Annotated in this window: 17 protein-coding genes and 3 tRNA genes; 17 read left to right on the top strand and 3 right to left on the bottom strand. The window is 68.7% G+C overall.

Translation table 11 applies throughout. The features are described 5' to 3' along the window. Positions 1-80: 80 nt before the first annotated feature. The 6 genes from Sri02f_RS22900 (at position 81) to Sri02f_RS22875 (ending at position 2,780) form a co-directional block, all read left to right on the top strand. Positions 81-153: transfer RNA gene (locus tag Sri02f_RS22900), tRNA-Thr, on the top strand. Between the two features lie 46 nt (positions 154-199). Further along, a tRNA-Met gene (locus Sri02f_RS22895) sits at positions 200-272 on the top strand. 88 nt (positions 273-360) lie between these two features. Continuing rightward, positions 361-525, top strand: a complete 165-nt coding sequence (gene rpmG / locus Sri02f_RS22890; RefSeq protein WP_003948671.1) for a 50S ribosomal protein L33 — start codon at positions 361-363, stop codon at positions 523-525. Between the two features lie 129 nt (positions 526-654). Beyond that, positions 655-1,137, top strand: coding sequence for a MaoC family dehydratase N-terminal domain-containing protein (locus Sri02f_RS22885; RefSeq protein WP_109003133.1), 483 nt, complete (start codon positions 655-657; stop codon positions 1,135-1,137). Between the two features lie 8 nt (positions 1,138-1,145). Next, on the top strand, positions 1,146-1,574 hold the full coding sequence (locus Sri02f_RS22880; RefSeq protein WP_109003132.1) for a MaoC family dehydratase: 429 nt from the start codon (positions 1,146-1,148) through the stop codon (positions 1,572-1,574). A 150-nt stretch (positions 1,575-1,724) separates the two neighbouring features. Then, positions 1,725-2,780 carry a UDP-N-acetylmuramate dehydrogenase gene (locus tag Sri02f_RS22875; RefSeq protein WP_109003131.1) on the top strand — a complete coding sequence of 352 codons (1,056 nt, stop codon included), beginning with the start codon at positions 1,725-1,727 and terminating at the stop codon, positions 2,778-2,780. Positions 2,781-2,839: 59 nt separating this feature from the next. On the opposite strand, the gene Sri02f_RS22870 is transcribed toward Sri02f_RS22875, so the two are convergent. Beyond that, complete coding sequence (locus Sri02f_RS22870) at positions 2,840-3,472, bottom strand: NAD(P)-dependent oxidoreductase (RefSeq protein WP_109003130.1); 633 nt, start codon at positions 3,470-3,472, stop codon at positions 2,840-2,842. Between the two features lie 98 nt (positions 3,473-3,570). On the opposite strand from Sri02f_RS22870, the gene Sri02f_RS22865 reads away from it, so the two are divergent. Beyond that, positions 3,571-4,158, top strand: a complete 588-nt coding sequence (locus Sri02f_RS22865; protein ID WP_109003129.1) for a TetR/AcrR family transcriptional regulator — start codon at positions 3,571-3,573, stop codon at positions 4,156-4,158. A 241-nt stretch (positions 4,159-4,399) separates the two neighbouring features. Here the strand turns inward: Sri02f_RS22865 and Sri02f_RS22860 are convergent, their stop codons facing one another. Together Sri02f_RS22860 and Sri02f_RS22855 are read right to left on the bottom strand one after the other, a co-directional pair. Then, positions 4,400-5,431, bottom strand: a complete 1,032-nt coding sequence (locus Sri02f_RS22860; RefSeq protein ID WP_069770418.1) for an adenosine deaminase — start codon at positions 5,429-5,431, stop codon at positions 4,400-4,402. Between the two features lie 135 nt (positions 5,432-5,566). Then, positions 5,567-6,793: a pyridoxal phosphate-dependent aminotransferase gene (locus Sri02f_RS22855; RefSeq protein ID WP_109003128.1), complete on the bottom strand. Its 1,227-nt coding sequence runs from the start codon at positions 6,791-6,793 to the stop codon at positions 5,567-5,569. A gap of 260 nt (positions 6,794-7,053) precedes the next feature. On the opposite strand from Sri02f_RS22855, the gene Sri02f_RS22850 reads away from it, so the two are divergent. The 10 genes from Sri02f_RS22850 (at position 7,054) to rpoB (ending at position 17,351) form a co-directional block, all read left to right on the top strand. Next, positions 7,054-7,126: transfer RNA gene (locus Sri02f_RS22850), tRNA-Trp, on the top strand. A 114-nt stretch (positions 7,127-7,240) separates the two neighbouring features. After that, the gene (gene secE, locus Sri02f_RS22845; RefSeq protein WP_109003127.1) at positions 7,241-7,528 is read left to right on the top strand and encodes a preprotein translocase subunit SecE; all 288 of its coding nucleotides are present in this window, start codon (positions 7,241-7,243) and stop codon (positions 7,526-7,528) included. Positions 7,529-7,608: 80 nt separating this feature from the next. Continuing rightward, positions 7,609-8,463, top strand: a complete 855-nt coding sequence (gene nusG / locus Sri02f_RS22840) for a transcription termination/antitermination protein NusG (protein ID WP_109003126.1) — start codon at positions 7,609-7,611, stop codon at positions 8,461-8,463. A gap of 170 nt (positions 8,464-8,633) precedes the next feature. Further along, positions 8,634-9,068, top strand: a complete 435-nt coding sequence (gene rplK, locus Sri02f_RS22835; RefSeq protein WP_006383482.1) for a 50S ribosomal protein L11 — start codon at positions 8,634-8,636, stop codon at positions 9,066-9,068. 80 nt (positions 9,069-9,148) lie between these two features. Continuing rightward, on the top strand, positions 9,149-9,874 hold the full coding sequence (gene rplA, locus Sri02f_RS22830; protein ID WP_109003125.1) for a 50S ribosomal protein L1: 726 nt from the start codon (positions 9,149-9,151) through the stop codon (positions 9,872-9,874). Between the two features lie 144 nt (positions 9,875-10,018). Continuing rightward, positions 10,019-10,957 carry an SCO4651 family lipoprotein gene (locus Sri02f_RS22825; protein WP_109003124.1) on the top strand — a complete coding sequence of 313 codons (939 nt, stop codon included), beginning with the start codon at positions 10,019-10,021 and terminating at the stop codon, positions 10,955-10,957. 194 nt (positions 10,958-11,151) lie between these two features. After that, entirely contained in the window at positions 11,152-11,967 is an 816-nt protein-coding gene (locus Sri02f_RS22820; protein WP_245970728.1) for an SCO4651 family lipoprotein, read from the top strand. A 285-nt stretch (positions 11,968-12,252) separates the two neighbouring features. Further along, on the top strand, positions 12,253-12,783 hold the full coding sequence (gene rplJ / locus Sri02f_RS22815; protein WP_069770411.1) for a 50S ribosomal protein L10: 531 nt from the start codon (positions 12,253-12,255) through the stop codon (positions 12,781-12,783). A 125-nt stretch (positions 12,784-12,908) separates the two neighbouring features. Next, positions 12,909-13,289: a 50S ribosomal protein L7/L12 gene (gene rplL / locus Sri02f_RS22810; RefSeq protein ID WP_109003122.1), complete on the top strand. Its 381-nt coding sequence runs from the start codon at positions 12,909-12,911 to the stop codon at positions 13,287-13,289. A gap of 576 nt (positions 13,290-13,865) precedes the next feature. Next, positions 13,866-17,351 (top strand): DNA-directed RNA polymerase subunit beta, encoded by a 3,486-nt coding sequence (rpoB, locus tag Sri02f_RS22800; protein ID WP_109003121.1) that lies wholly within the window; start codon positions 13,866-13,868, stop codon positions 17,349-17,351. The last annotated feature ends 10 nt before the right edge of the window (positions 17,352-17,361 follow it).

Genomic DNA, 17,361 nt, shown 5'->3' with positions numbered 1-17,361 from the left:
GGCCCTCCGGGCGGTCGCGGAAGGGCCTGCGAAACGGATTTGGGTGAACGGCTGCGGACCGTGTAATGTCTTCCTCGCTCGCCCCAATAGCTCAGTCGGTAGAGCGTCTCCATGGTAAGGAGAAGGTCTACGGTTCGATTCCGTATTGGGGCTCTGGTGGGTGAGGTTCCCGTCGCGAGGCGGGGCCCGATCCCATCAAAGCGGTGTAGCTCAGTCGGTAGAGCAAGCGGCTCATAATCGCTGTGTCACCGGTTCAAGTCCGGTCACCGCTACTGACAGTAGCCGATTGTGGGGTCGGTCCTTCGATCGGCTACTCTTCTATGCGTTAATCGTCCCATCCGTTCGTCAAGGAGCACTCCTGTGGCTGCCACCGACGTCCGCCCGAAGATCACGCTGGCCTGCGTGGAGTGCAAGGAGCGGAACTACATCACCAAGAAGAACCGGCGTAACAACCCGGACCGACTGGAGATGAAGAAGCACTGCCCGCGTTGCAATGCGCACACCGCGCATCGCGAAACGCGATAATTCAGGCTCGTATGCGAGGCCGTCCCCGAGTGATCGGGGGCGGCCTCGTGTCGTTGAGCGACTCGTACCGATCAGTAGAGCGACGCAGTTCCAGGGCGGCGCGGAGCAAATCAGGAGGTGCCGAGGCCCATGGCGCTCGACCAGTCCTTCGTCGGGCGGACCTACCCGCCCACCGATCCCTATGAGGTCGGCCGGGAGAAGATCCGCGAGTTCGCCGAAGCCGTGGGGGACGCCCATCCGGCGTACACCGACCCGGACGCCGCCAAGGCCCTGGGACACCCGGATGTGATCGCGCCGCCGACGTTCGTGTTCTCGATCACCTTCAAGGCTGCCGGGCAGGTGATCCAGGACCCTCAGCTGGGCCTGGACTACAGCCGCGTGGTGCACGGCGACCAGAAGTTCGCCTACCGGCGCCCGGTGCGCGCCGGCGACCGGCTCACGGTCACCTCGACCATCGAGGCCGTCAAGTCCATGGCGGGCAACGACATCCTGGACATCCGCGGCGAGGTGCACGACGAGGCCGGCGAGCACGTCGTGACCGCCTGGACCAAGCTCGTCGCCCGCGCGGCGGAGCCCGCGGAAGCCGCGACGCAGGCCGACGGGAAGGCGTGAGGAATCCGATGACGGCGAAGATCGCTTACGACGACGTCGAGGTCGGCACGGAGCTGCCGGCCCAGTCCTTCCCTGTGAACCGCGCCACGCTCGTGCAGTACGCGGGGGCCTCCGGGGACTTCAACCCCATCCACTGGAACGAGAAGTTCGCCAAGGAGGTGGGCCTGCCGGACGTCATCGCGCACGGCATGTTCACCATGGCCGAGGCGATCCGCGTCGTCACCGACTGGACCGGCGACCCGGGCGCGCTCGTGGACTACGGCGTCCGCTTCACCAAGCCGGTCGTCGTCCCGAACGACGACCAGGGCGCGGTCATCGAGGTGTCCGGCAAGGTCGGCGCCAAGCTCGACGACAACACCGTGCGGGTCGACCTGACGGTGACCAGCGGCGGGCTGAAGGTTCTCGGGATGTCTCGGGCCGTCGTACGACTGGCCTGAAGGGCGACCGCGCCGGGACGACCGGCAGGCGACCGACAGCAGGCGGTGCGGTAAGGGGCGTTCTCCATGGAGAGGCGCCCCTTACGCGTTTCGGCTTCCGTCGGCGGACGTGGCCGGACCGGTGTCGGCGCCGTCTCGTAGGCTGGGCGCGTGCAGGAACTCCGTGACGCCCCGCTCGCCCCGCTGACCACCTTCCGGCTGGGCGGTCCCGCCGCCAGGCTGGTGACCGCGACGACCGACGCCGAGGTGGTCGCCGCCGTGCGCGAGGCCGACGCCGACGGCACGCCGCTGCTGATCGTCGGCGGCGGCTCGAACCTCGTCATCGGCGACAAGGGCTTCCCCGGCATCGCCCTGCGCATCGCCACGCGCGGCTACGAGCTCGTCGGGACGCGGCTCGAACTGGCCGCCGGAGAGGTGTGGACCGACGCCGTCGCCCGCACCGTGGAGGCCGGGCTCGCCGGCGTCGAGTGCCTGGCCGGCATCCCCGGTTCGGCGGGCGCCACCCCGATCCAGAACGTCGGGGCGTACGGCCAGGAGGTCTCCTCGACGATCACCGAGGTCGTCGCCTACGACCGCCGGGCGGGCGAGACGGTCGTCCTCACCGGTGAGGAGTGCGCCTTCTCCTACCGTCACAGCCGCTTCAAGGCCGAGCCCGAGCGGTACGTCGTGCTGCGTGTCCGGTTCGCGCTGGAGGACGCGGGCGGGCTGTCGGCACCCCTGAAGTACGCCGAGACGGCCCGCGCGCTGGGCGTCGAGCCCGGAGACCGCGTGCCGCTCGCCGACGCCCGCGAGACCGTGCTGAAGCTTCGCGCAGGGAAGGGCATGGTCCTGGACGCGGAGGACCACGACACCTGGTCGGCCGGCTCGTTCTTCACCAACCCGATCCTCACCGACGCCGACTTCGCGGCGTTCCACGCGCGTGTGCGGGAGCGGCTCGGCGACGCCGTGGAACCGCCCGCCTACCCGGCGGGACAGGGACACACCAAGACCTCCGCGGCCTGGCTGATCGACAAGGCGGGCTTCACCAAGGGCTACGGCAGCGGGCCCGCACGCATCTCCACGAAGCACACCCTCGCCCTCACCAACCGGGGCACGGCCACCGCGGACGACCTGCTGGCGCTGGCCCGCGAAGTGGTCGACGGGGTGCGTGAGGCCTTCGGCATCACGCTGGTCAACGAGCCCGTGATGGTGGGCGTCGAGCTGTAGGGGCTGTTCGCCGCCTGCCCGGCCCTGGCCCCGGCAACGGCCCTGTCCCGGCAACGGCCCTAGTAGGCCGCCCCCACCCCCTGTTTCACCGTTCCCGTGTCCGTCACCATCGTCAGCATCGCGTGCGCCACGTCGGCGCGGCCGATGAACCGGCCCCGGGGCGGGAAGCCGCCCACCGAGGTGCGGTACGAGCCGGTGAGCGGCTTGTTCTGCAGGCGCGGAGGGCGTACGACCGTCCAGTCCGTGGCGCTGCGCGCCAGCTCGGCCTCCATCTCCCGCAGGTCGGCGTACACGTCCTTCAGGGCCGCCGAGACGAGGGAGCGCATGGTGCGGTCCAGGGCGCCGTCGCCCGCGGGGGCCGGCCCGACCGGGGCGGCGCTCACCACGAGCAGCCGGCGCACGCCCTCCGCCTCCATGGCCGTCAGCACGGTGCGGGTGAGCCGGGCGGCGACGCCGGCGTCCTTGCGGCGGCGCGCCCCGAGGCCGGAGAGGACCGCGTCCCGGCCGGTCACGGCGGTGCGCAGCGGCTGTGGATCGGTCAGGTCGGCGCGGACCACCTCCAGGCGGTCGCCGGTGACGCCGAGCCCGGCGGGATCCCGTACCACGGCCGTGACCTGGTGGCCGGCGTCCAGGGCCTGGCGGACGACCTCCCGGCCGATGCCCCCGGTGGCGCCGAAAACGGTGAACTTCATGGCGTGCTCCCCACTCCGGTCAGGTGGGTGAGTGTTCACTCACCCCTGCCTCCTCTAGAGTGGGTAAGCATTCACTCACTCGTCAAGAGGGGAATCCGATGGAACGACCGGCCCGCGTCCGCATCCTCGACGCCGCGCACGAGCTGATGCTCACCGTCGGGCTGGCCCGCGCCACCACCAAGGAGATCGCCAAGGCGGCCGGCTGCTCCGAGGCGGCGCTGTACAAGTACTTCGCGAGCAAGGAGGAGCTGTTCATCCGGGTCCTCACGGAACGTCTGCCCCGGCTGACCCCGCTGCTCAGCAGCCTCGTCGACGAGCCGGGGCGCGGCACGCTGGAGGGCAACCTCACCGAGATCGCCCGTCAGGCCGCTCTGTTCTACGAGGAGAGCTTCCCGATCGCGGCCTCCCTGTACGCCGAGAAGCAGCTCAAGGGGCGGCACGACGAGACCATGAGGAAGCTGGGCGCCGGCCCGCACGTGCCGATCGAGCAGCTCGCGGCCTACCTGCGGGCCGAGCAGGCGGTGGGCCGGGTGCGGGCGGACGCGGACGCGTTCGCCGCGGCCTCGCTGCTGCTGGGGGCCTGCGCGCAGCGCGCTTTCGCCTACGACGCGACGGGGGAGCGGCCGCAGGCGGACGGCTTCGCCGCACGCCTCGCGCGCACCCTCCTGGCCGCCGTCGCCGCCTGACGGCTCACGAGAGGGGCGGTCGTCGGCTCACGAGCGGGGCGGCGGTCGGCTCACGAGAGGGGCGGTCGTCGGGCTCACGAGCGGGGCGGCGGTCGGCTCACGAGGCGGGCGGTCGGCTCACGAGGCGGGCGGTCGGCGCAGGACGCCGGCCCATGGGCGCAGGACGCCCACCGGTCCGCGCGGGGCGCCGGCCGGGTCGCGGCGGACGCCGGCCGGTCCCGCCGGGCGTCGGCCGGACGGCTCAGGACGCCAGCCAGTCGTCCACGCCCGCCAGCAGCTTTCGCCGCACGTCCTCCGGCGCCGCCGAACCCCGTACCGACTGCCGGGCCAGTTCGGCCAACTCCTCGTCCGTGAAGGCGTGGTGATCGCGGGCGATGTCGTACTGGGCCGCCAGGCGCGAACCGAACAGCAGCGGGTCGTCGGCGCCGAGCGCCATCGGCACCCCGGCGTCGAACAGGGTCCGCAGCGGCACGTCCTCCGGCTTCTCGTACACCCCGAGAGCCACGTTCGACGCGGGGCAGACCTCACAGGTCACGCCGCGCTCGGCGAGCTTCTTCAGCAGCCGGGGGTCCTCGGCCGCCCGCACCCCGTGCCCCAGACGGTCGGCGTGCAGGTCGTCCAGGCAGTCGCGGACGGACGACGGCCCGGTCAGCTCGCCGCCGTGCGGGGCGGACAGCAGGCCGCCGTCCCGCGCGATCGCGAACGCCCGGTCGAAGTCGCGCGCCAGGCCCCGGCGTTCGTCGTTCGACAGCCCGAAGCCGATCACCCCTCGGTCGGCGTAGCGCACGGCCAGCCGGGCCAGGGTGCGCGCGTCCAGCGGGTGCTTCATCCGGTTCGCCGCGACCAGCACCCGCATCCCGAGCCCGGTCTCGCGCGAGGTGGTCTCCACGGCGTCGAGGATGACCTCCAGCGCCGGGATCAGTCCGCCCAGCCGGGGTGCGTACGACGTCGGGTCGACCTGGATCTCCAGCCAGCCCGAGCCGTCCTTCAGGTCCTCCTCCGCCGCCTCCCGCACCAGCCGCTGAATGTCCTCCGGCTCCCGCAGACAGGAACGCGCCGCGTCGTAGAGGCGCTGGAAGCGGAACCAGCCCCGCTCGTCGGTGGCCCGCAGCTTCGGCGGTTCCCCGCTCGTCAGCGCCTCGGTCAGCGCCTCGGGCAGGCGCACACCGTGCTTGTCGGCCAGCTCCAGCACGGTGGTGGGCCGCATCGAACCGGTGAAGTGCAGGTGCAGATGGGCTTTCGGCAGTTCAGAGACATCACGTACGCGCTCCATTCAGGAATCCTGCCGTACGCGGGCGTCGTCCGGGTAGCCGATTCCCCGAACGTGGTCTTGCTCGCACACAGCAGCGGGCCGCCTCCCGGAGGAGACGGCCCGCTGACCACTCGCGTGAGCAGGCTGGGGAGGGGGTCAGTCCCTGGCCTCCCCCAGCAGCTTCTGGATGCGGCTCACGCCCTCGACGAGGTCCTCGTCGCCCAGCGCGTACGACAGCCGCAGGTACCCCGGGGTGCCGAACGCCTCGCCCGGCACCACCGCGACCTCGGCCTCCTCCAGGATGAGCGCGGCCAGCTCGACCGTGTCCCGGGGGCGCTTGCCGCGGATCTCCTTGCCGAGCAGCGCCTTCACGGACGGGTACGCGTAGAACGCGCCCTCGGGCTCCGGGCAGAGCACGCCGTCGATCTCGTCGAGCATCCGCACGATCGTCTTACGACGCCGGTCGAACGCCTCGCGCATCTTCTCCACGGCCGACAGGTCGCCGGAGACGGCGGCCAGGGCGGCGACCTGCGCCACGTTGGAGACGTTCGAGGTGGCGTGCGACTGCAGGTTCGTCGCGGCCTTGACGACGTCCTTGGGGCCGATGATCCAGCCGACCCGCCAGCCGGTCATCGCGTAGGTCTTGGCGACGCCGTTGACGACGATGCACTTGTCGCGCAGCTCGGGGACGACCGCCGGCAGCGACGTGAACGTCGCGTCGCCGTAGACGAGGTGCTCGTAGATCTCGTCCGTCATCACCCACAGGCCGTGCTCGACGGCCCAGCGGCCGATGGCCTCCGCGTCCTCCGCGCTGTAGACCGCGCCGGTCGGGTTCGACGGGGAGACGAAGAGCACGACCTTCGTCTTCTCGGTGCGCGCGGCCTCCAACTGCTCGACGGAGACCCGGTAGCCGGTGGTCTCGTCGGCCACGACGTCCACGGGGACGCCGCCGGCCAGCCGGATCGACTCCGGGTACGTCGTCCAGTACGGCGCCGGGACGATGACCTCGTCGCCCGGGTCGAGGATCGCCGCGAAGGCCTCGTAGATCGCCTGCTTGCCGCCGTTGGTGACGAGGATCTGCGAGGCGTCGACCTCGTAGCCGGAGTCGCGCAGCGTCTTGGCGGCGATAGCGGCCTTCAGCTCGGGCAGACCGCCCGCCGGCGTGTACCGGTGGTACTTCGGGTTCTTGCAGGCCTCGACGGCCGCCTCGACGATGTAGTCCGGGGTCGGGAAGTCCGGCTCACCGGCGCCGAAGCCGATCACCGGCCGCCCGGCGGCCTTCAGGGCCTTGGCCTTGGCATCCACGGCGAGGGTGGCGGACTCGGAGATCGCGCCGACTCGGGCGGAGACCCGGCGCTCGGTGGGAGGGGTTGCAGGGCTCATGACCCCCATGGTTTCAGACCGGAAACCACCCGGGCACACGGGTTTCACGTACTGAACATGTACGGGCAAAGGCCTGAACATCCGTCCGGATCCCGTTCCCCTCCTGGGCGATCTTCCGTCCAGGACGTCCCCGCAGCCCGTTTACGTTCGACGAGGCGCTCAAGACCACGTACACTCACACGTCGTTGGCCTTCGACAGCCGCGCCGCCAAAGGTGCACACCGAGCACCCGGTCGGATGCGGTACGTTGGGGACACACAAAGGGTCGTAGCTCAATTGGTAGAGCACTGGTCTCCAAAACCAGCGGTTGGGGGTTCAAGTCCCTCCGGCCCTGCTACACACTCCGTCACCAGGATGTGTGCGCAGCGCATGTACGTCCAGCAATGCACTCGCCGTGCGGCTCACACCGGGCGCGGCACGGCCACGACCCGGGAACAGGTGAGGACGAATGGCGGATGCCGTGGGCTCCATCGACACGCCTGATGCCCAGGACGAGGCGCCTGAGGCGAAGAAGAAGGCCCGCAAGGGCGGTAAGCGGGCCAAGAAGGGCCCGCTGAAGCGCCTCGCGATCTTCTACCGCCAGATCGTCGCGGAGCTCCGCAAGGTCGTATGGCCGACGCGCAGCCAGCTGACGACGTACACGACCGTGGTGATCGTCTTCGTCGTCATCATGATCGGCCTGGTGACCGTGATTGACTATGGACTCAGCCACGCCGCCAAGTACGTCTTCGGCTGATCCAAGAGCGAAGGGCGCCGAGGTATCCGGCGCCCCTTTCGCATGTTCCACCCCTATGTATCCAGGAAGAAGCAGCCACCGTGTCTGACCAGAACCTGAACGAGGACGTCGAGTCCGTGGACGACGAGCTCGACATCGTCGAGGGCGCGGACGAGGGCCTGGACGAGTTCGAGGCTGCCGAGGCCGAAGCGGGCGAGCCCGCCGAGGAAGCCGCGCTCCACGTCGAGGACGAGGACGCCGAAGAGGCCGACGCCGAGGAAGCCGACGAGGCTCCCCTCGACGAGGCCGAGGCCGAGGAAGAAGAGCCGGCCGAGCCCGTCGACCCTGTCGTCGCCCTGCGCGAGGAGCTGCGCACCCTCCCCGGCGAGTGGTACGTCATCCACACGTACGCCGGCTACGAGAACCGCGTGAAGACCAACCTCGAGCAGCGCGCGGTCTCCCTGAACGTCGAGGACTACATCTTCCAGGCCGAGGTGCCGCAGGAAGAGGTCGTCCAGATCAAGAACGGCGACCGCAAGACGATCCGTCAGAACAAGCTCCCCGGCTATGTGCTGGTGCGCATGGACCTGACGAACGAGTCCTGGGGCGTCGTCCGCAACACCCCCGGCGTGACCGGATTCGTGGGCAACGCCTACGACCCGTACCCGCTGACCCTGGACGAGATCGTCAAGATGCTCGCCCCGGAGGCCGAGGAGAAGGCCGCCCGTGAGGCCGCCGAGGCCGAGGGCAAGCCGGCTCCGGCCCGCAAGGTCGAGGTCCAGGTGCTGGACTTCGAGGTGGGCGACTCGGTCACCGTCACCGACGGTCCGTTCGCCACGCTGCAGGCCACGATCAACGAGATCAATGCGGACTCGAAGAAGGTCAAGGGTCTCGTGGAGATCTTCGGCCGCGAGACGCCGGTCGAGCTGAGCTTCGACCAGATCCAGAAGAACTAGCTCCTTCTGGAACCCACGCCTCCGAACAGGTCAGGCGGGCTGTCACAGCTCGCCTGACCTGCTCGGTTTTTGGCCGCGCATGGATACCCGTTATCGTTGTGCGGTATGCCTCCATCCGGATCATCCGGACCGGACGGCTGAAAAACTCTCACTAGGACCCGGAGAGAGCAATGCCTCCCAAGAAGAAGAAGGTCACGGGGCTCATCAAGCTCCAGATCAACGCCGGTGCGGCGAACCCGGCCCCGCCGGTCGGCCCCGCGCTCGGCCAGCACGGCGTCAACATCATGGAGTTCTGCAAGGCCTACAACGCCGCGACCGAGTCGCAGCGTGGCTGGGTGATCCCGGTGGAGATCACGGTCTACGAGGACCGTTCCTTCACCTTCATCACCAAGACGCCGCCGGCCGCGAAGATGATCCTCAAGGCCGCGGGTGTCGAGAAGGGCTCTGGCGAGCCGCACAAGACCAAGGTCGCCAAGATCACTCAGGCGCAGGTCCGTGAGATCGCCACGACCAAGCTGCCCGACCTGAACGCCAACGACCTGGACGCCGCGTCGAAGATCATCGCCGGCACCGCCCGTTCCATGGGCATCACCGTCGAGGGCTGACCTCACCCCCCGTACCAGCAGAAGTGTGGAAGGGCCTGCTCGGCCCGGACCACGACTCCTCAGAATCACCAGGAGCAGTAGTGAGCAAGCGCAGCAAGTCTCTCCGCGCTGCGGACGCCAAGATCGACCGGGAGAAGCTCTACGCCCCGCTCGAGGCCGTCCGTCTCGCCAAGGAGACCTCCACGAGCAAGTTCGACGGCACCGTCGAGGTCGCCTTCCGCCTGGGTGTCGACCCGCGCAAGGCCGACCAGATGGTCCGTGGCACCGTGAACCTGCCGCACGGCACCGGCAAGACCGCCCGGGTCCTGGTCTTCGCGACCGGTGACCGTGCTGCGGCCGCAGAGGCCGCGGGCGCCGACATCGTCGGCTCCGACGAACTGATCGACGAGGTCGCGAAGGGCCGTCTGGACTTCGACGCCGTCGTCGCCACCCCGGACCTCATGGGCAAGGTCGGCCGCCTCGGCCGCGTGCTCGGTCCGCGTGGTCTGATGCCGAACCCGAAGACCGGCACCGTCACCCCCGACGTGGCCAAGGCCGTCACCGAGATCAAGGGTGGCAAGATCGAGTTCCGCGTCGACAAGCACTCGAACCTGCACTTCATCATCGGCAAGTCGTCCTTCGACGACGAGAAGCTGGTGGAGAACTACGGCGCGGCGCTGGAGGAGATCCTCCGTCTGAAGCCGTCCGCCGCCAAGGGCCGCTACATCAAGAAGGCCGCGATCAGCACCACGATCGGCCCCGGCGTCCCGGTCGACCCGAACCGCACCCGCAACCTTCTCGTCGAGGAGGACCCGGCCGCGGTCTGAGCCTCACAGCTCACCCTCAGTCGGTGACGAGCCCCGCAACCTTTCGAGGTGCGGGGCTCGTCCCTTTTGCCGTACGCCGCTTTCCCGTACGGCTGTCAGTGCCGTGCGTTAGCGTGCAGTCACGGGAATCTGGGGGGTGGGCGAATGAGGCGGGAGACCGTGCGCCGGGTGGGGCTGTCGATCGTTGCTGTGACGCTGTTCGCGGGGGTGACGGCCTGCGGGTCCGGGGGGTCCGGGGGGTCCGGGGGGTCCGGGGGTTCCGCCGGGTCAGGCGGCTCCGGGGGCTCCGGTGAGGGCGGGGAGGGCAGCCCGCGGCTGAGCCCTGTCGCGGCCCTGCGCACCGCCGAGAAGTCCACCGACGGCGCCGACTCGGCGAAGGTCGAGTCCAGCACGACCATCGGCTCGCTGATGTCGATGACCGCCGACGGCGCCCTCGGCTGGGGGGACGGTCTCACCGGCGCCCTCACCATCACGTACACCGGCGGCACCATCGCCGACACGATGCGCCAGCTGGGCACGACGTCGATGCAGGCCCGCTATCTGCCCGACGCGTACTACGCCAGGATGGGCGACGCCTTCGCGCGGCAGACCGGCGGCAGGCACTGGATCAAGTACGCGTACGACGATCTGAAGAGCCTCGCCGGCGGCTCCGGCGCGTATCTGAAGGACCAGATGACCCACACCACCCCCAACCAGTCGGTCAAGCTGCTGCTGGCCTCGGGGGACGTGCGCCAGGTCGGCACGGAGAAGGTGCGGGGCCAGAACACCACGCACTACGCGGGGACGGTCGAGGTGGCCGACCTCGCCCGGCAGAACTCCAACCTCAGCCGCGGCCAGCTCGACGACCTGAAGAAGACGCTGGAACAGGCCGGCGTGACCACCGAGACGGTCGACATCTGGGTCGACGGCCGGGACCTGCTGGTGAAGAAGGTGGAGCGGGGCCAGACGGCGCAGGGCGGCTACACCCAGACCGCCTACTACACCGACTACGGCACCGAGGTCTCGCCCAAGGAGCCCCCGGCGGCCGACACCGCGGACTTCACGGAGCTGGTGCGGCAGCAGAGAGCGGGAAGCGGCTCGTAATCCACGAGACCCTCACCGCCTGCCTGGGATACCTTCACGGTCTTGCTGTGATGCGACCGTGTGTTCTCTGTGCGGGGCCTCCGCGTGAGTTCTCCACGTGCTCGGTGCGCGAGTTCCGTGCGTGAGTGCCGTGCGTGAGTTCTCTGTACGAGTGCCGCGGTCCGGGTTCTGGGGGAAGTTGAATGAGGTCTTCCGTGGGTGTCCTCGGGCTGTCCGCGCTGCTGGTCACCGGCTGTGCGGCGGTGGGCGACTCCGGGGGCGGGGGCGGGGGTGACTCGGCCGCCGCGGCGGCCGTCGCCCGGGTCGCCCGGAAGGCGGAGGAGCCCGTCTCCCTGCGCTACCGGATGACCGGCCGGACGCCGGAGGAGGGCCGGATCACGGGGGAGGCCGCGATCGGCGTCAGGCCGCCGGCGATGAGCCTGAAGTCGACCGTGCTCAGCGGGGCCGACCGAGGCACCGGAGAGTTCCGGGTGGTCGGCGGGGTGCTGTACGTGGGCAGCGACCAGCCCGGCCAGGGCGGCAAGCACTGGATCAAGTTCGGCGCGCCGGGCCACTCCGCCACCCCGAGCGGCATCAAGGCCGACACGGGCACGATGGTGGACCGGGTCCGCGACAACCCCTCCCACGAGAGCGGGTTCCTCGCCGCGGCAGACGACCTGAAGAAGGCCGGGGCCGAGACCGTCGGGGGCGTCAGCACCACCCACTACACGGGCACCGCCACCCTCGACGCCATCCGCGCCGCGTACAAGGACGACGAGACGAACGTCCGGCAGCGGACCGAGAAGAGCCTTGCCCAGTACGAGAAGCTGGGCGTCGACGAGCTCACCATGGACCTCTGGGCCGATGCCCAGGACCGCACACGGCAGCTGCGCATGCAGGGCTTCGGGCGGCACGGCCAGCTCGACCTCACCCTCACGTTCACCGACTTCGGCAAGCCCGTGACCGTGAAGGCCCCGCCCGCCTCGGACACCGTGGACATGGCCGAGGAACTGAAGAAGGCCGGCCGCTGACGGCGTCCGTACGGGCGGATTTGCTTGACGGCGACCGGTTCACGTAGTCTCCACGAGAAGCCAAAGACCGCTGGTCGTTGCCGTGCTCTCGCAAGAGGGGGCGGTGGCCGAAGGATCCGCTGCAATGCGGACGACCCGCGCAGGTGTCAGTGGATGTGCTCCCGAGAGAAATCCTCCCACGGAATTCTTGCGGTCGAGCTACGCCCCGTGCGCCTGCGCCGGGGCGTTTCGTCTGTCACAGCCCCTTCTGAGCGGTCCTCATCACCCGGAAGGAGGCCGACGCTCATGGCAAGGCCCGACAAGGCTGCCGCGGTAGCCGAGCTGACGGAGTCGTTCCGCAGCTCGAACGCCGCCGTGCTGACCGAGTACCGGGGTCTCACCGTGGCGCAGCTCAAGACGCTGCGTCGTTCGCTCGGTGAGAACGCCCAGTACGCCGTGGTGAAGAACACGCTGACCAAGATTGCGGCCAACGAGGCCGGGATCAACACGCTGGACGACCTTTTCAACGGTCCGACGGCGGTCGCCTTCATCACCGGTGACCCGGTGGAGTCGGCGAAGGGTCTTCGTGACTTCGCCAAGGACAACCCGAACCTCGTCATCAAGGGCGGCGTCCTTGACGGCAAGGCGCTGTCCGCCGACGAGATCAAGAAGCTTGCGGACCTCGAGTCCCGCGAGGTTCTGCTCAGCAAGCTGGCGGGTGCCTTCAAGGGTAAGCAGACTCAGGCTGCTCAGCTCTTCCAGGCGCTTCCCTCGAAGCTCGTCCGCACCGTGGACGCTCTTCGTGCCAAGCAGGCCGAGCAGGGCGGTGCCGAGTAATTCGGCTCCCGAAATGACCGCCGCCTGAGGCAGCCCGCCTGAAGCAGCGGTCGTAGCGGGCCGAACGTACGCCCGCCAGACATGTACATACCGGCACCAGCCGAATTAGTGGAAGGAAAGCCGTCATGGCTCTCACCCAGGACGAACTGCTCGCCGAGTTCGAGGGCATGACCCTCATCCAGCTCTCCGAGTTCGTGAAGGCGTTCGAGGCGAAGTTCGACGTCACCGCCGCCGCCGCGGTCGCCGTCGCCGGTCCCGCCGCCCCGGGCGCCCCGGTCGAGGCTGCTGAGGAGCAGGACGAGTTCGACGTCATCCTCACCGGCGCCGGCGAGAAGAAGATCCAGGTCATCAAGGTCGTGCGCGAGCTGACCTCCCTGGGTCTGAAGGAGGCCAAGGACCTCGTGGACGGCGCTCCGAAGCCCGTTCTCGAGAAGGTCGCCAAGGAGGCCGCTGAGAAGGCCGCCGAGTCCCTCAAGGCCGCCGGCGCCTCGGTCGAGGTCAAGTAACACCCCGCGGTCGGCGACGACCGCGAGCGGAGGCTGAAACTGCCCCTCCGGGGGCTGTAACGCCCACGCACCGAAGAGCGATCATCCATCTGGGTGGTCGCTCTTCGTCGTTCCCAGGGGTGCGGCCACGGTTGCCTTGCACCCCTCTGAGCGGGGGGTATGGTGATCTTCGTCGTGTCCCAGAGCGCCCCGGTTCACGCAGGGGGGCCTTGACGAACCGCACGCAGCGCGCAATTCTCAGGACGCGTCGTCACAACGATCCGCATCCGAGGCATGGATCGACGACGAAGAGGGCAGTATCACCGTGCGTTGAGGACTACCGGACCGAGGGCGTTGAGAACCACGAGGGTCGCGAATAACCCGCACTGGACATCAGTGTGCCAAGTGGCTACACTGACCCTTTGCGCTGCCTGTTAGCTGTCCCCTGCCCGTCACCAGGGGCATGCCCTCCCTTGAACCCGGACGATCAGACGTCTCCCACCTGGCCAACTGTCAGATCGGGATCTGTCTGTCTCCGTGCGCGAGAGAGGGGCCGGTACGCGCGTAGTGAGTCCGAGCCCTCGGAAGGACCCCCTCTTGGCCGCCTCGCGCAACGCCTCGACCGCGAATACGAACAACGCCGCCAGCACTGCCCCGCTGCGCATCTCCTTTGCAAAGATCAAGGAGCCCCTCGAGGTTCCCAACCTGCTCGCGCTGCAGACCGAGAGCTTTGACTGGCTGCTCGGGAACACCGCCTGGCAGAGTCGGGTCGAGGCGGCTCTCGAGTCCGGTCAGGACGTCCCCACGAAGTCGGGTCTGGAGGAGATCTTCGAGGAGATCTCTCCGATCGAGGACTTCTCCGGGTCGATGTCGCTGACTTTCCGCGACCACCGTTTCGAGCCGCCGAAGAACAGCATCGACGAGTGCAAGGACCGTGACTTCACGTACGCGGCCCCGCTCTTCGTGACGGCCGAGTTCACCAACAACGAGACCGGCGAGATCAAGTCCCAGACGGTCTTCATGGGCGACTTCCCGCTCATGACCAACAAGGGCACCTTCGTCATCAACGGCACCGAGCGTGTCGTGGTGTCGCAGCTGGTCCGTTCGCCGGGCGTCTACTTCGACTCCTCGATCGACAAGACGTCCGACAAGGACATCTTCTCCGCCAAGATCATCCCCTCCCGGGGCGCCTGGCTGGAGATGGAGATCGACAAGCGCGACATGGTCGGTGTCCGCATCGACCGCAAGCGCAAGCAGTCCGTCACCGTCCTCCTGAAGGCTCTCGGCTGGACCACCGAGCAGATCCTCGAGGAGTTCGGCGAGTACGAGTCCATGCGCGCCACCCTGGAGAAGGACCACACCCAGGGCCAGGACGACGCGCTGCTGGACATCTACCGCAAGCTGCGTCCGGGCGAGCCCCCCACGCGTGAGGCCGCGCAGACGCTTCTTGAGAACCTTTACTTCAACCCCAAGCGCTACGACCTCGCGAAGGTCGGCCGCTACAAGGTCAACAAGAAGCTGGGTGCGGACGCTCCGCTCGACGCGGGCGTCCTGACCGTCGAGGACGTCATCTCGACGATCAAGTACCTGGTCAAGCTGCACGCCGGCGAGACCGAGACGGGTGCGGACAACGGCACCACGATCGTCGTCGAGACCGACGACATCGACCACTTCGGCAACCGTCGTCTGCGCAGCGTGGGCGAGCTCATCCAGAACCAGGTCCGCACGGGTCTGGCGCGTATGGAGCGAGTCGTCCGCGAGCGGATGACGACCCAGGACGTCGAGGCGATCACGCCGCAGACCCTGATCAACATCCGGCCGGTCGTCGCCTCCATCAAGGAGTTCTTCGGCACCAGCCAGCTGTCGCAGTTCATGGACCAGAACAACCCGCTGTCGGGGCTCACCCACAAGCGCCGTCTGTCGGCGCTCGGTCCGGGTGGTCTCTCGCGTGAGCGGGCCGGCTTCGAGGTCCGTGACGTGCACCCGTCCCACTACGGACGCATGTGCCCGATCGAGACGCCCGAAGGCCCGAACATCGGTCTGATCGGTTCGCTCGCCTCCTACGGCCGGGTCAACGCGTTCGGCTTCGTCGAGACGCCGTACCGCCGGGTCACCGACGGCATCGTCACCGACGAGGTCGACTACCTCACGGCCGACGAGGAGGACCGGTTCGTCATCGCGCAGGCCAACGCCACGCTCGACGACGACATGCGCTTCACCGAGAACCGCGTCCTGGTCCGCCGTCGTGGCGGCGAGGTCGACTACGTCCCCGGTGACGACGTGGACTACATGGACGTCTCGCCGCGCCAGATGGTGTCGGTCGCGACCGCCATGATCCCGTTCCTCGAGCACGACGACGCCAACCGTGCCCTCATGGGCGCGAACATGATGCGTCAGGCCGTGCCGCTCATCAAGAGCGAGGCCCCGCTCGTCGGCACCGGCATGGAGTACCGCTCCGCGGTCGACGCCGGCGACGTGGTCAAGGCCGAGAAGGACGGTGTGGTCCAGGAGGTCTCCGCGGACTACATCACCACGACCAACGACGACGGCACGTACATCACGTACCGCCTGGCCAAGTTCTCGCGCTCCAACCAGGGCACCTCGGTCAACCAGAAGGTCATCGTCAACGAGGGCGACCGGATCATCACCGGTCAGGTCCTCGCCGACGGCCCGGCCACCGAGAACGGCGAGATGGCGCTCGGCAAGAACCTGCTCGTGGCGTTCATGCCGTGGGAGGGTCACAACTACGAGGACGCGATCATCCTGTCGCAGCGCCTCGTGCAGGACGACGTCCTCTCCTCGATCCACATCGAGGAGCACGAGGTCGACGCCCGTGACACCAAGCTCGGCCCCGAGGAGATCACCCGGGACATCCCGAACGTCTCCGAGGAGGTCCTCGCCGACCTCGACGAGCGCGGCATCATCCGCATCGGCGCCGAGGTCGTCGCCGGCGACATCCTGGTCGGCAAGGTCACGCCCAAGGGCGAGACCGAGCTGACCCCGGAGGAGCGCCTGCTGCGCGCGATCTTCGGCGAGAAGGCCCGTGAGGTCCGTGACACCTCGCTGAAGGTGCCGCACGGCGAGATCGGCAAGGTCATCGGCGTCCGCGTCTTCGACCGTGAAGAGGGCGACGAGCTGCCGCCGGGCGTGAACCAGCTGGTTCGTGTCTACGTGGCGCAGAAGCGCAAGATCACGGACGGTGACAAGCTCGCCGGCCGTCACGGCAACAAGGGCGTCATCTCCAAGATCCTGCCCATCGAGGACATGCCGTTCCTCGAGGACGGGACCCCGGTCGACATCATCCTCAACCCGCTGGGCGTGCCGTCCCGAATGAACCCGGGACAGGTGCTGGAGATCCACCTCGGCTGGCTCGCCAGCCGCGGCTGGGACGTCTCCGGGCTCGCCGACGACTGGGCCAAGCGCCTGCAGGTCATCGGCGCCGACCAGGTCGACCCGGGTACCAACGTCGCCACCCCGGTGTTCGACGGCGCCCGTGAGGACGAGCTCGCCGGTCTGCTGCAGCACACCATTCCGAACCGCGACGGCGAGCGCATGGTGCTCCCGACCGGTAAGGCGCGGATGTTCGACGGCCGTAGCGGTGAGCCGTTCCCGGACCCGATCTCGGTCGGCTACATGTACATCCTGAAGCTGCACCACCTGGTCGACGACAAGCTGCACGCCCGTTCGACCGGTCCGTACTCGATGATCACCCAGCAGCCGCTGGGCGGTAAGGCGCAGTTCGGCGGTCAGCGCTTCGGTGAGATGGAGGTGTGGGCGCTGGAGGCATACGGCGCCGCGTACGCCCTCCAGGAGCTCCTGACCATCAAGTCCGACGACGTCACCGGCCGCGTGAAGGTCTACGAGGCCATCGTCAAGGGCGAGAACATCCCCGAGCCCGGCATCCCCGAGTCCTTCAAGGTGCTCATCAAGGAGATGCAGTCTCTCTGCCTGAACGTGGAGGTGCTGTCCAGCGACGGTATGTCCATCGAGATGCGTGACACCGACGAGGACGTCTTCCGCGCGGCGGAGGAGCTCGGCATCGACCTGTCCCGGCGCGAGCCGAGCAGCGTCGAAGAGGTCTGACGGGAGTCCG

It is taken from the genome of Streptomyces rishiriensis (assembly GCF_003112535.1).
GTDB lineage: Bacteria > Actinomycetota > Actinomycetes > Streptomycetales > Streptomycetaceae > Streptomyces > Streptomyces rishiriensis.
Note: the sequence above shows the minus strand (reverse complement) of the source record. Positions and strands in the feature narration are given on the sequence as shown.

Bases quoted from the DNA above. Each gene is read 5' to 3' on its own strand.
- Sri02f_RS22870 (WP_109003130.1), bottom strand. From the start codon at position 3,472: ATGAAGTTCACCGTTTTCGGCGCCACCGGGGGCATCGGCCGGGAGGTC.
- rplJ (WP_069770411.1), top strand. From the start codon at position 12,253: ATGGCAAGGCCCGACAAGGCTGCCGCGGTAGCCGAGCTGACGGAGTCG.
- Sri02f_RS22885 (WP_109003133.1), top strand. From the start codon at position 655: ATGGCGCTCGACCAGTCCTTCGTCGGGCGGACCTACCCGCCCACCGAT.
- rplL (WP_109003122.1), top strand. From the start codon at position 12,909: ATGGCTCTCACCCAGGACGAACTGCTCGCCGAGTTCGAGGGCATGACC.
- secE (WP_109003127.1), top strand. From the start codon at position 7,241: ATGGCGGATGCCGTGGGCTCCATCGACACGCCTGATGCCCAGGACGAG.
- Sri02f_RS22860 (WP_069770418.1), bottom strand. From the start codon at position 5,431: ATGGAGCGCGTACGTGATGTCTCTGAACTGCCGAAAGCCCATCTGCAC.
- Sri02f_RS22880 (WP_109003132.1), top strand. From the start codon at position 1,146: ATGACGGCGAAGATCGCTTACGACGACGTCGAGGTCGGCACGGAGCTG.
- Sri02f_RS22825 (WP_109003124.1), top strand. From the start codon at position 10,019: ATGAGGCGGGAGACCGTGCGCCGGGTGGGGCTGTCGATCGTTGCTGTG.
- Sri02f_RS22865 (WP_109003129.1), top strand. From the start codon at position 3,571: ATGGAACGACCGGCCCGCGTCCGCATCCTCGACGCCGCGCACGAGCTG.
- Sri02f_RS22855 (WP_109003128.1), bottom strand. From the start codon at position 6,793: ATGAGCCCTGCAACCCCTCCCACCGAGCGCCGGGTCTCCGCCCGAGTC.
- rplK (WP_006383482.1), top strand. From the start codon at position 8,634: ATGCCTCCCAAGAAGAAGAAGGTCACGGGGCTCATCAAGCTCCAGATC.